The organism is Pseudoalteromonas sp. J010 (genome assembly GCF_003934235.1).
Taxonomy (GTDB): domain Bacteria; phylum Pseudomonadota; class Gammaproteobacteria; order Enterobacterales; family Alteromonadaceae; genus Pseudoalteromonas; species Pseudoalteromonas peptidolytica.
Genome location: NZ_RDBW01000018.1, coordinates 1 through 12,116 on the forward strand (window position 1 = coordinate 1; position 12,116 = coordinate 12,116).

Consider the following 12,116-nt stretch of genomic DNA (forward strand, 5'->3'; position numbering starts at 1 on the left):
GGACTACCGTTTACGAGTGGTGCTGTATCAAAACTCGCGATGAAAGATGCGCTTCAGCATGATGTCTTTCTGAGCACTTTACTTCCATTTACAACGATAGGGACAGCTATTCTAATGCTAAGATTCTTAGAGTTAATTCAGAAAAAGCGGTTAGAGAAAGCATCCGTGACTGACACTGGTATTTTCCAATATTGTTCGTATATGGGTCTTATTATTTCGTCTTTTGCCATTACGTTTTGGTTGTTTTCAGTTGAGTTTGAATTACAAAAACTCTTTATTAAAGAAGTTTTTTGGGGGAGCGCATGGCCTGGACTACTTGCGCTAATACTATATTTCCCAATAAGAAAACTATTAAATCGTTTAGATGCGATCCCAGCTGGAGACATTGGGATAGCATACGCAGAAGTGGGTCGCTTTACGACCAAAGGAGTGAGTACGGTTTGTAAAGAAACGAATTTTATTTTTCAAGAAATACGCCTTATGGGGCAAGCTACTGTTGAGCAGATACGTGAGAAAGGAGAAGGTAGGGCGGGCGGCCAGCGCTTAAAGTCTATTATCTCACCCTCTCCGGGAGCTATATTCACAATACTGTTTTTGGTTTTTATAGTGATAGCGCTTATCGAGTATTTTTACAATTAGAACTATAGGGTATGATAACCGACATTTTTAATATCCTGCACTTGAGGTGGATATGTGCGAGCTTTTAGGGATGTCGGCAAATGTACCGACGGACATTTGTTTTAGCTTTTCTGGTTTATTAGAGCGAGGCGGTAATACTGGGCCACATAAAGATGGTTGGGGTATTACCTTTTATGAAGGTAAAGGGTGTCGGACATTTAAAGACCCTGAGCCCAGTTGCCAGTCGGAAATCGCTAAATTGGTAAAAGCCTACCCGATTAAAAGCGTATCAGTGATCAGTCATATTAGGCAAGGTAATCGCGGCCGAACCTGTTTAGAAAATACTCACCCATTTACGCGGGAATTGTGGGGCAGAGAAATTACTTATGCGCACAATGGTCAACTGTCTGATTACAAAGACTTAAAAACAGACTTTTATCGCCCAGTGGGCAATACCGATAGTGAGTTGGCCTTTTGTTGGATTTTAGACAAGGTGAGAGAAAAGTATCCTAACAGGCCCTCAAATATGGTGTCAGTGTTTAGGTACATAGCCAAACTTGGGCACACACTTAGGGAGAAAGGAGTGTTTAATATGCTGATCACCGATGGTATTTATGTCTTAGCATATTGCACCAATAACTTACATTGGATAACGCGTAGAGCACCATTTGGTAAAGCAACCCTTATTGACGCTGACATGGTTGTTGACTTTCAAAAGGAAACAACTCCAGACGATGTGGTAACGGTAATAGCGACTCGACCGCTAACAAACGATGAACAATGGCAAAAACTACAGCCAGGTGAGTTTGCACTATTTAAGCTCGGTGAAAAGGTATAAGTTGCATTAGTTCCTTGCCATCAGCCTACTAGGCATTTGGCAAGGGTCAAACCGAATAATTTTTCGCATCAGTAGCTAGACTAAGCGCTAACTGCACCTAACTCTTGATACGTAGGCTGCCACTTAATGTGAATCTAGAAACAATGTGTTAGCTCATTGCTTATCTACACCTCAGGTTATCTAGCTATCTGATTTTGCCTTTAAGGTTTTCAGCTCTATTTGAAATTGTTCCATCCCATCCTTTCCTTTATACATTTTCACAAGCATGTGATCATGATCGGGGGCAAACCATGCTATGGCTTGACGGTCACTGTCGTCATAAATGCGCTTAACTTTTATTGTTTTTACATTTCCAAACGGGAGGGTTATTGTTTCTTCGCCTGCAATTTCAAAGTCATAGCTACGTTGACTGCCTTTTTTGTCAATAATTGGATAGCTAAATTTGGTTTTGCCAGACTTTAAATCTTCCCTCAATTGTACTTGATAGCTAATCAAATCTTGTTGATTTTCGAGCCACTTTACTTTTAACGGATATTTTTCTTCGCTCGAGGTAATGGCATGATTTTGATGATCGAACTTAATTTTATAGCTTTTATCAGGTCCTGTACCTTCACGCTTCATACTATAGTGAAGTGGGCTGATGACATGATCTGATAGCTTAAATAATGACTCCTCAATACGCACATCTGAAAAGATCATCCATTCTATGTCACTTTTATATCGCACTGCATAAGTGGACTCTGCTACTTTGGTGAGTGTCCGAGTTGCTGTGCCATGTACTTCCCCTTTGCGAGAAACTTGGTATTCTGCGTGATATTCTTTTAGAGGATTGGCAATCGTGGAGGTGGAAAGTAGAGCGCTAATACCAATTAGCACAGCGCTCCATTTTTTATTCTTTGATGTACGGCGCACCTTGAACTGGTAAGGTTTTGTTGTCAAAAACAGCATATTCTGCTTCCATGGTTAGTCTTTGTTCGCTGAACCATTTGACCACCAAAGGGTAAAGAATATGTTCTTGCTTATGAACACGTTGTGCTAGTGACTCTGCCGTATCACCGGGAAGAATTGCAACCTTGGCCTGGCAGACCACAGGACCGCCATCTAACTCTTCTGTGACAAAGTGAACGCTAGCACCATGTTCTGCATCGTTAGCATCGATAGCTCTTTGGTGGGTGTTCAGCCCTTGATACTTAGGCAACAAAGAAGGGTGAATGTTCAACATTTTTCCCTCAAATTTTTGCACTAAATATGGAGTTAGAATACGCATAAATCCTGCTAATACAACCAAATCAGGTGTAAAGCGCTCAATTAATTGACCAAGCGCAACGTCATAGTCCTCGCGTGAGGCAAATTGCTTATGGTCTAATACTTCGGTTGTTATGCCGGCCTGTTGGGCTCTGATCAAACCATAGGCACTGGCTTTATTGCTGACGACAGCTGCAATTTCGCCGTTTATATAGCCTGACTTACAAGCGTCGATAATCGCTTGTAAGTTTGACCCGCTACCAGAAATTAATACAACCAGGCGAGTTGGTGCCATTACTCGGCACCACCTAAGATCTCAACTTGTTCTTCACCTGCTTGTGCGTTTTGGATCTCACCAATGTGCCAAGCATTTTCACCTTGTGCTTTTAGTATTTCAAGGCTCTGCTCTAGTTTGTCAGCTGGAACTACTAGCACCATACCGACACCACAGTTGAATGTGCGGTACATTTCGTGAGTTGCGATGTTGCCATTTTCTTGTAACCAATTGAAGATTGCAGGCCATTGCCAGCTATCCCCTTTGATCACTGCCTTTGCTGACTCAGGCAGCACGCGAGGGATATTTTCCCAAAAACCACCACCTGTGATATGCGAAAGCGCGTGCACATCGACTTCTTTTAACAATGCTAAGATTTGTTTTACGTAGATGCGCGTCGGCTCTAGTAGGTGTTCACCCAGTGTTTTACCTTCGAACTCTGCGTTGGTGTCTGCGCCAGAAACCTCTAGTACCTTGCGGATCAGTGAGTAACCGTTGGAATGGGGACCACTTGAACCAAGCGCAATTAGTTGGTCGCCTGACGCAACTTTAGTCCCGTCAATAATTTTAGACTTTTCTACAACACCGGTACAAAAGCCAGCCATATCGTAGTCATCGCCTTCGTACATACCAGGCATTTCTGCTGTTTCACCACCGATAAGTGCACAACCAGATAACTCACAGCCTTTACCGATACCAGATACAACGTCTGCTGCAACGTCAACGTCTAACTTGCCAGTGGCATAGTAATCCAAGAAGAATAGGGGTTCAGCACCTTGGACAATAAGATCATTAACACACATAGCAACTAGGTCGATGCCTACCGTATCATGTTTTTTTAAATCGATAGCTAAGCGTAGCTTAGTACCAACACCGTCAGTGCCAGCAACCAAAACAGGCTCTTTATACCCAGTTGGGAGTTCACATAGTGCACCAAAACCTCCAATACCGCCCATGACTTCTGGACGGCGAGTTTTCTTCACTACGCCTTTAATTCTTTCGACCAATGCGTTGCCCGCATCGATGTCAACGCCAGCGTCTTTATAACTAAGAGACTGTTTTTGTTCGCTCACAGGTTTTCCTCAAAAGTTGCTAGATAGATTTGCTTAGAAACGCCGACATTTTACAACAATTGCATCTGGGCGGCTAGCGACTTTGCGAGAAACCCTTTGTATGTGGTCAAAGGTCCTCGATTTATTTGTGAGTCTAGTATAGGAAAGTGCTAGATGTTTGCTTTCAATGTAAAGGTATTTGACTTGCGTTAGATCAATATTCAGTGGCGGCAGGAGCGTACTATGAAGACAGACCCAATCAAGCAGTAACTTCATGAGATTATTGAAGAACACTGTTGTTAAAGGCGCATTGATTGGGTTTTCTAAACACGAGAATGCGTTTTATACCACCACGATTAATGGGACTAAAAAGATGAATATTGAACGCCATAGTTTAGCAAAAGAGCTACCAGAGTTTAAAGATAGAATTCACGAACTTAAATTGTCAGATGGACACTTCTCAAGGCTATTTAAAGACTATCACGAAGTAGATAATGAAGTGATCCGAATTGAGGATGGTGTAGAACACTCAAGTGATGAATATTTAGAGTCGCTGAAAAAAAAGCGCCTATGGTTAAAAGATCAACTATATAGCATTCTTAAAAGTGCTGAGTGACGATATATAACAATGCGGGCTAAGCTGGCCCGCATGCCTGCCTTTGCTTATCTTTTGCCTCCATTGATGCTGTTTTGAGCAGGATCAAAATTCTTATCTATACTGTAAACATTGTACTCCTTTCACGATATATCCTTTGATTGCACTCACTTTGGTCATTGCTGGTAGCTTTATTATGGGATTAGCGTTTTCTCCAGCAATTAAGATCTGCCGTATGACTTCGTCCATGGGGTGGCGTGTTTTGTTGATCCTAATGGCCTTGTTTGAGCTTGGTTACGTAAGCTTTGCGTATTTTATGTATGCTCATCTAGAGAGCATTAGCATTATTGAGCAAGGATTGAGCCTCATCTTATTCTTAGGGTCAATTTTCGTGTTTGTTGTCAATTGCCTTAGCTTGACGAGCTTGCGTGAGCTAGACGAGATAGCAAAACAAGCAAAATATAACGCGGAGCATGATTTTTTAACCGATCTTGAAAATCGGCAGCGCTGTATCGATGCGATAAATGAACGGAAATTACGACAAGTTGATTTCAGTGTTATTCTAGTCGACCTCAATAATTTTAAGCAGATAAACGATGCCAAGGGCCATTTTTTTGGTGATAAATTACTGGTAGCACTTGCGAATAAAATGCGCGCTGCACTATTACCGCGAAGTCAATTATATAGGATGGGTGGGGATGAGTTTATTATCATTATGGATGTCAGTGATGCCAACTGTATCTATTCACAAAATAATGCTTTGCTAAGCGAACTAAGGTCGGGGATCGAAATAGAAGACTTAGAACTAGATGTTACCTATAGTGCAGGTGCTAGCTTATGGACAAAGCAACGACAGCTAGGGGTCTTTGATCTATTGAAACAAGCTGATATAGCAATGTATTCGGCAAAACACAGCCGCCAAAGTATCGTTATTTTTGACGAAGAGCTTCACGAAGGAGTTGAAGCTGAGTTTCAATTACTTACAAACCTAAAAACGGCATTGGCACGGGGGGAGTTAACGCTTTATTATCAGCCGATTGTGTGTACACAAAGCGGCGATATTTATGGTGTGGAGGCATTACTGCGGTGGCCGCAAGCTGACGGCACTGTGATTATGCCTGATAAGTTTATTACATTGGCTGAGCGTAACAACTTAATTAAGCAATTGAGTGCGTTTGTTATTAACCGTGTGTTTCAGGACTTAGTAATTTTGCTGGAAGTACATTCAAGTTTAGAAGTGCATATTAATCTTTCATGCCAAGACTTTGTGGAACAAAATTTGATAAGCACACTAGCAATGTTGCTAGATACGCACCAAATTGATCCTAAGCATGTTGTTTTCGAATTAACCGAAAGTACGGTAATGCAGGAAGTCGAAAAAGCACGAAGCCTGATTGAAACCTTAATTGAAATGGGATTTTCGGTGAGTATTGATGACTTCGGTACTGGTTTTTCCTCCTTTTCAATTCTCAAGGAGTTGCCAATCTCACAAATAAAGATTGATGGCTCTTTTGTCAGTCTCAGCCATGAGAGTGAGAAAGATCAAGCGATTGTAGAAACCAGTATGTTTCTTGCTCGTAAACTTAACTGTAGTATAGTCGCCGAAGGTGTTGAGAGCGATGCCTGTTTACAGTACTTATCCCGCTTGGGTTGCCCTTACATCCAAGGCTTTCAAGTTTGTGAACCGCTATCATTGAGCGAGTGTATCAAATGGATGAACTCAAGATTAATGGTCAAAGGAGCGATGAAGCGCCTAGATGGGCGATAGCTAGAAAGTCAGTTTTGGTCTTGGCGGCACAAAACCATACATCTGCTCGAAGCCCGGTATTTCATTTTCCCAAATCGGTATTTCTTCACCGATATAAGCACGAAATGCGTCGAGGAATAGGCGTGTTCTTACAGGGAGATCACGATGAGGGTAAAGTGCGTACATCGCTGCAAAATCAATCAGCTTTGTCTCGGTAAGCAGTGGCTGCAGTTTTCCGTCGGCTACCTCTTGGCCAACTAAAAATGCGGGGGCGACGATGTAACATGTTCCGGATAGCACGCTTTCTAAAAGAGTATCACCATCATTCGTTCTGAAGATACTCTTAATTGGCATTTGTTGCTCTTGGTTATTTTCATCCAAATAAGTAATGCTGGTGAAACGTAATGCGTCACTGGCGTAGCTTGCAGCTGGGAGTTGAGTTAATTCTTCAAGTGTCGTCGGTGTGCCATGTGTTTTTAAAAAGGTTGGGCTGGCTACTATCAAAAAACGATTACGTGCGATGCGCCGTGCTATCAAAGAAGAGTCTTTTGGCTCGCCGACACGAAAAGCTAAGTCAAATCCTTCACCGACTAAGTCAACCAGCCTGTCTTCTAGCCTGAGCTCGACTTCAACGTGAGGAAAACGTTTTTGGAAATCATTAATAACCGGCTGTACATAGCGTCTACCGACAACTGTTGAGCTGGCGATTTTGAGCAATCCCTTTGGCTCTGTGTGGTAATTTTGCGCGATCCGCTGTGTATCACTTAGCAGTAAACGCAGCTCTTCAGCTTTTTTTACCATTTCAGATCCTGCTGAGGTTAATGAAAAAGAACGTGTTGTTCTATTCATTAGCCTTACTCCAAGCTCTTCTTCAAGCTTGGTCATCTGCTTGGAAATGACTGAACGGTCAATGTTGCGAAGTTGTGCGGCGCTTGCAAATGAACCGCGTTCTACAACGTCTAAAAAGATTAATAATCGGCTGCTAATATCCATAGTGCAAAAAAGTTCACTGGTACTGATGCCATTGTGACACTAAACAATTGGAATTGCGAGGGGCATATTTACACTAATAAAGTTGTGGCAAATAGCTAACAATGGTTTAATGAAAATAGACGCATAGCTTCTAAGCGTATTACATTATTTTGAAGCATAACGTAAAGGCACAAGATGAAAGCAGTCCGATTCAAACATACAAATGGACTTACCTTCGAGCAGGGAGAGATTAATTTACCCGAGGCGAACGATGATCAAGTTTTGATCAAAGTTGAGCATGTTGGTTTAAGCTTTATCGATACTAAAGTCGCCAATTGTCCTTGTGAAGACACACCAAATCGTGTGTTTGGTATTGACGCGGTAGGCACTGTTGAGAAAGCTTGTAAAACAGGCTTTCCTGAACCCGGCACTCGGGTATTTTGGCATGGAGATATACGTGAGCAGGGCACAATGAGCGAATTTGCAATCGTCCCTAGTCATGCCTTAACTGTGTTACCAGCCAATGTCGATGGTAAACTTGCAGCCGCGGCAATCGCGCCGGCTATGTGTGCATTAATCGCGCTATTCAAATTACAGCTGAATCGTGGTGATACCATACTTATTGAAGCGGCACATCATCCAGTTGGACAAATGGCGGTACAGTTTGCAAAGCAGCTCGGAGTTGGTGTTGCTGCTTGTACACAGGCAAAGCATAAAAAGCTGGTGGAACAACTAGGTGCAGATCTGGTTTATACAGAAGATAATCTGTCTGCTTTAGCCGAGAGGTTACAGCAACATTTTGGTGAAGCAGAGGTTCAAGGTGCATTAGACCTTACCGGTACACAAACACAGCAATTGATCAATCATTTGGTTTTTTGTGGACGAGTGAGTTGTTTAGCTGGGTTACCTGCAATTGAACAGCATGTATTGATGAAAAAGGCACCTAATATTGGCATTGTATCTTTATGTGGGAGCTGGCTTTCTAACAGTGTCTGTGCACAGCAAAGAATGGCATTTATTGGCAATGTACTGGCCGAAAAGCTAGAAAAAGACGAAGTAAAGTTGTCCCACTTAGGATCCGTCCTAGCTAATAACGACACTCTCATCGAGACACTCGATAAGCTTGCTGATGATGAAAATATTACTTTCTTCTGTGCTGAAATGCCGTTTAACTAATTCTTGCTTTTTAGGGTGCCAAGGCTGCGTGTAAGCCCAGCCTTGCACTTCTACAATATTTGATACATTTTCTGACATTTTTTCTTATCTGAACACCGTATACTCAAGCTACCACTAGGCTATGGCAGTTAAGTGCAGTAAATCCTTCTGTCCATGCTGTTAGTGGTGCTTGTACCGTATTAATACCAATTTGACTCAATACTTGCTCAATTTGAAGGAGTAAGTCTGGCGCGAACTACGTTAAGATTTTTTGTCTGGAAATAGATCGTTTAGTTAAGCGGATCGGTATTAATCGTGTCATCTCATATTTTATAATAGGTTTATTGATGTCAACACAGCATCAATTTGGTGCGAATTGATATGTTTATTTGCACTCGTCAAATTGGATAGACTAGTGCCCAAGGTTTAATAAGGATTAAACGATGAAAAAGTTACTCATTATTTTTAGTTTACTCGTTTTTTCGAGTATTGCTGTGGCGAATACTTCTCCATACACGCTAATCAATCAAGTAGGCGATAAGCTTTTTACAGATATTAAAGCGGTAAATAAAGAAGGAAAGGCAACTGAAACCGAAATGAAGGGGATTGTACGTAGTCGCCTTATGCCACACATTGATGTGAAGTTTGTTTCTTTCAAGCTGCTTGGCAAGCATATCAAAGGGCTAAAAAGAGATGAAGCGGTCGACTTTATTAATGCCGTTGACGATTATTTAGTAGCAACTTATGCCAGCGCACTTTTGCAGTATAAAGGGCAGGAGGTGATATTTGAAGAGTTGCCAGTTTCTGACGGCTCTGATTTTGCTACGGTAAAAGTTGTGATCAAAGAGCAAGCAAAGCCTGATATCGACATGCACTTTAAGTTTCGCCAAAGTAAAGATGGCACTTGGAAAGTTTATGACATGGTAGCTGAAGGCATTTCTCTACTGAGTGCGAAGCAAAAAGAAATCACCATGCGGATCTCTGAAGTAGGTTTGGCACAAGTCACCGCTGAACTTAAGAGCAAAGCATAAAACGAATTACTTCCCCCGACTTTGAAGTAACCAAAAGAGCACAGTATCGTTGAGTGCTCTTTTTTTTTGTTATTCACTCAACCTTGTTTAATAGTGGTTTACCCACCCTTGCTGCATCAAGGTTTTCGCAGGTGACAGTAGCTATTTGTTTAAGTGCTTCTTTAGTAAAAAAACCTTGATGGCCAGTTACTAATACATTAGGAAAGCTTACTAATCGAGAAAAGATGTCATCTTGAATGATCTCTTCACTGTGGTTTTTGAAAAAAAGTTCGGACTCTTGTTCATAAACGTCTAAACCAAGATAACCGAGTTGTTTTGACTTAAGTGCTGAGATACAGGCTTTACTGTCTAATAACGCACCTCGACTGGTGTTGATAAGCATCACTCCTGGTTTCATTTTTGCAAATGCAGCATCGTCAATAATATGATAGGTGTGTTCATTTAATGGACAGTGCAGGCTGATTATATCTGACTGTGCGAGCAAAATATCCAAAGAAACAAGGGTGTATGGCCCTTCACCAATATTGGGGTCGTAAACCAGTACATTCGCCCCAAAACCGTTAAGAATGCTAACCAGTGCCTGGCCGATTTTCCCACAACCAACAACACCAACAGTCTTGTTGTAAATATTGAAGCCTAATAGGCCGTTTAGATCAAAGTTATCTTCTCTGACTCGATTATAGGCTTTATGTGTTTTTCTGCTCAATGTTAGCATTAAGGCAATGCAATGTTCGGCAACCGCTTCGGGACTGTAAGCGGGCACTCTTACCACATCTATGTTGTTTGCCGTTGCAGCCTTAATATCTACATTGTTAAATCCAGCGCAGCGAAGGGCAATTGTTTTGATGTTATATTCTTTGAGTGTGGCGATAACATCGGCATTCACAATATCATTTACAAAAACGCAAATGGCATCATATCCTTGGCACAGGGCTACGGTATTTGGATTCAGAGATTCATTGATAAAACAAAGCTCAAGAGCTGAAAATGGCTCAATGGCTTGCTTAAAAAATGGCACTTCATAGTTTTGCGAACTGAATAGGGCGATTCTCATGGTTAATGTGGCTCTCTATCACTGATTTTAGCGTTTCTGGTTTTGTTCTTGGCGCATATCTAGATACTAGCATGCCATCAGAGTTTATTAGAAACTTAGTAAAATTCCATTTAATCGCGCGATTTTGCGCAATACCTCGGGTATGAGATTTTAAATAGCTAAATAAAGGGTGAGCATCCGGTCCGTTAACTTGTGTTTTAGTACAAATCTTAAAGCTCAAATTAAAGTGCGTATTATAAAACTCTTTGAGCATTTCATCTTCAAGTGGCTCATTACGGCCAAATTGATTGCATGGAAACGCCAGCACCTCAAAACCAAATTGTTTGTACTTGTTGTGTAGCTTTTCTAGTGCTGATAATTGCGGGGCAAAGCTACATTTGCTAGCAATGTTTACGATGAGCAGCGGTCTACCCGCAAATGATTGTAGCGGTATAACTTGTCCATCAATAAGCTGTGCACTAAAACGATAAATACTCTCCATCCTTTCAGGCTCCGTGTGTTTTCTTTATGTTATTCGGTATCAAAGCAGTTTTTTCATTTGCTATGACAGAGGTGCTCGGGTATAAAAACTCCATTCTTATTAAGATAACAATGAAATAGGACAGAAATATGTCAGTGAGAGTCGCTTTTTTAGGGTTGGGTGTCATGGGTTACCCGATGGCAGGACATTTGCAAAATGCAGGTTATCAAGTCACGGTATATAACCGTACGACAAGTAAGGCTGAAAAGTGGGCTTCAGAATATCAAGGAAGTTTTGCTGCAACACCAAAAGCTGCGGTGACTGACTGTGATTTTGTATTCATGTGTGTGGGCAATGATGATGATTTACGTTCGGTAATATACGGCGATGATGGTGTGCTGGCGGGAATTAAATCTGGTGCAGTGCTGGTGGATCATACCACTACATCAGCAAAAGTCGCCCGTGAAGTCGCACAAGAAGCGCAATTACAAGGGGTTGAGTTTCTAGATGCTCCGGTATCGGGAGGACAGGCCGGAGCTGAAAATGGCGTATTAACAATTATGGTTGGTGGTCAAACTAGCACGTTTGAAAAAGCACAACCAGTCATGGCTGCATTTGCAAGATTCAGCCAGTTAATTGGTGAAGTCGGTGCTGGACAGCTTTGTAAAATGGTTAATCAAATCTGTATCGCCGGAGTAGTACAGGGGTTAGCAGAGGGACTACATTTTGCAAAACAAGCAGGCTTAGATGGCGAAAAAGTGATTGAAACGATTGCCAAAGGCGCAGCAGGGTCATGGCAAATGGAAAATCGCTATAAAACCATGTTAGCAGGAGAGTATGAATTTGGCTTTGCTGTTGATTGGATGAGAAAAGATTTGGGCATTGCACTGGATGAGGCAAGAAGTAACGGTTCAAATTTAGCGCTTACAGCGTTGGTTGATCAGTACTATGCAGACGTTCAAGCGTTAGGCGGAAATCGCTTCGACACATCAAGCCTACTTGCTCGACTTGATGCTATCCACGACAAGAAATGATGGTGTAATCTGAGGCGAATTTATACACAAGTAGCTGGCTA

12 protein-coding genes and 1 pseudogene are annotated in these 12,116 nt (G+C 41.8%); 7 read left to right on the top strand and 6 right to left on the bottom strand.

Going from position 1 to position 12,116, the window contains the following annotated elements; genetic code table 11:
• Positions 1-639 (top strand): annotated as a pseudogene (locus EAG18_RS22175) (hypothetical protein); the annotation flags it as partial.
• A gap of 52 nt (positions 640-691) precedes the next feature.
• Complete coding sequence (locus EAG18_RS10875; protein ID WP_125252407.1) at positions 692-1,456, top strand: class II glutamine amidotransferase; 765 nt, start codon at positions 692-694, stop codon at positions 1,454-1,456.
• 180 nt (positions 1,457-1,636) lie between these two features.
• Here EAG18_RS10875 and EAG18_RS10880 read toward each other — a convergent pair whose 3' ends face one another.
• Genes EAG18_RS10880 through purM form a run of 3 tightly spaced genes read right to left on the bottom strand, consistent with a single transcriptional unit; the run spans position 1,637 to position 4,048 of the window.
• Positions 1,637-2,332: a DUF3108 domain-containing protein gene (locus EAG18_RS10880; protein ID WP_125252408.1), complete on the bottom strand. Its 696-nt coding sequence runs from the start codon at positions 2,330-2,332 to the stop codon at positions 1,637-1,639.
• A 13-nt stretch (positions 2,333-2,345) separates the two neighbouring features.
• Positions 2,346-2,996: a phosphoribosylglycinamide formyltransferase gene (gene purN, locus EAG18_RS10885; RefSeq protein ID WP_125252409.1), complete on the bottom strand. Its 651-nt coding sequence runs from the start codon at positions 2,994-2,996 to the stop codon at positions 2,346-2,348.
• Positions 2,996-4,048, bottom strand: a complete 1,053-nt coding sequence (purM, locus tag EAG18_RS10890) for a phosphoribosylformylglycinamidine cyclo-ligase (protein ID WP_125252410.1) — start codon at positions 4,046-4,048, stop codon at positions 2,996-2,998. Before purM ends, purN begins: the two co-directional genes overlap by 1 nt.
• 352 nt (positions 4,049-4,400) lie before the next feature.
• On the opposite strand from purM, the gene EAG18_RS10895 reads away from it, so the two are divergent.
• Entirely contained in the window at positions 4,401-4,643 is a 243-nt protein-coding gene (locus EAG18_RS10895; RefSeq protein WP_125252511.1) for a DUF465 domain-containing protein, read from the top strand.
• A 175-nt stretch (positions 4,644-4,818) separates the two neighbouring features.
• Positions 4,819-6,390: a bifunctional diguanylate cyclase/phosphodiesterase gene (locus EAG18_RS10900; protein WP_275557272.1), complete on the top strand. Its 1,572-nt coding sequence runs from the start codon at positions 4,819-4,821 to the stop codon at positions 6,388-6,390.
• Here EAG18_RS10900 and EAG18_RS10905 read toward each other — a convergent pair whose 3' ends face one another.
• A complete protein-coding gene (locus EAG18_RS10905) occupies positions 6,391-7,362 on the bottom strand; it encodes a LysR substrate-binding domain-containing protein (RefSeq protein ID WP_125252411.1) in 972 nt (323 codons plus the stop codon).
• 174 nt (positions 7,363-7,536) lie between these two features.
• On the opposite strand from EAG18_RS10905, the gene EAG18_RS10910 reads away from it, so the two are divergent.
• Together EAG18_RS10910 and EAG18_RS10915 are read left to right on the top strand one after the other, a co-directional pair.
• Positions 7,537-8,517, top strand: coding sequence for a zinc-binding dehydrogenase (locus EAG18_RS10910; RefSeq protein WP_125252412.1), 981 nt, complete (start codon positions 7,537-7,539; stop codon positions 8,515-8,517).
• A gap of 422 nt (positions 8,518-8,939) precedes the next feature.
• Complete coding sequence (locus EAG18_RS10915) at positions 8,940-9,527, top strand: ABC transporter substrate-binding protein (protein WP_125252413.1); 588 nt, start codon at positions 8,940-8,942, stop codon at positions 9,525-9,527.
• A gap of 73 nt (positions 9,528-9,600) precedes the next feature.
• Here the strand turns inward: EAG18_RS10915 and EAG18_RS10920 are convergent, their stop codons facing one another.
• Both EAG18_RS10920 and EAG18_RS10925 read right to left on the bottom strand, forming a co-directional pair.
• Positions 9,601-10,581, bottom strand: a complete 981-nt coding sequence (locus EAG18_RS10920; protein ID WP_125252414.1) for a 2-hydroxyacid dehydrogenase — start codon at positions 10,579-10,581, stop codon at positions 9,601-9,603.
• A complete protein-coding gene (locus EAG18_RS10925; protein WP_125252415.1) occupies positions 10,547-11,062 on the bottom strand; it encodes a glutathione peroxidase in 516 nt (171 codons plus the stop codon). The genes EAG18_RS10920 and EAG18_RS10925 overlap by 35 nt, the downstream gene beginning before the upstream one ends.
• A 128-nt stretch (positions 11,063-11,190) precedes the next feature.
• Here EAG18_RS10925 and EAG18_RS10930 point away from each other — a divergent pair, with 128 nt between their 5' ends.
• A complete protein-coding gene (locus tag EAG18_RS10930) occupies positions 11,191-12,075 on the top strand; it encodes an NAD(P)-dependent oxidoreductase (RefSeq protein WP_125252416.1) in 885 nt (294 codons plus the stop codon).
• The last annotated feature ends 41 nt before the right edge of the window (positions 12,076-12,116 follow it).

What these genes read in the sequence shown, in the direction of transcription:
- EAG18_RS10875 (WP_125252407.1), top strand. Translation starts at nt 692, where the DNA reads ATGTGCGAGCTTTTAGGGATGTCGGCAAATGTACCGACGGACATTTGT.
- purN (WP_125252409.1), bottom strand. Translation starts at nt 2,996, where the DNA reads ATGGCACCAACTCGCCTGGTTGTATTAATTTCTGGTAGCGGGTCAAAC.
- EAG18_RS10895 (WP_125252511.1), top strand. Translation starts at nt 4,401, where the DNA reads ATGAATATTGAACGCCATAGTTTAGCAAAAGAGCTACCAGAGTTTAAA.
- EAG18_RS10900 (WP_275557272.1), top strand. Translation starts at nt 4,819, where the DNA reads ATGGGATTAGCGTTTTCTCCAGCAATTAAGATCTGCCGTATGACTTCG.
- EAG18_RS10905 (WP_125252411.1), bottom strand. Translation starts at nt 7,362, where the DNA reads ATGGATATTAGCAGCCGATTATTAATCTTTTTAGACGTTGTAGAACGC.
- EAG18_RS10910 (WP_125252412.1), top strand. Translation starts at nt 7,537, where the DNA reads ATGAAAGCAGTCCGATTCAAACATACAAATGGACTTACCTTCGAGCAG.
- EAG18_RS10915 (WP_125252413.1), top strand. Translation starts at nt 8,940, where the DNA reads ATGAAAAAGTTACTCATTATTTTTAGTTTACTCGTTTTTTCGAGTATT.
- EAG18_RS10920 (WP_125252414.1), bottom strand. Translation starts at nt 10,581, where the DNA reads ATGAGAATCGCCCTATTCAGTTCGCAAAACTATGAAGTGCCATTTTTT.
- EAG18_RS10925 (WP_125252415.1), bottom strand. Translation starts at nt 11,062, where the DNA reads ATGGAGAGTATTTATCGTTTTAGTGCACAGCTTATTGATGGACAAGTT.
- EAG18_RS10930 (WP_125252416.1), top strand. Translation starts at nt 11,191, where the DNA reads ATGTCAGTGAGAGTCGCTTTTTTAGGGTTGGGTGTCATGGGTTACCCG.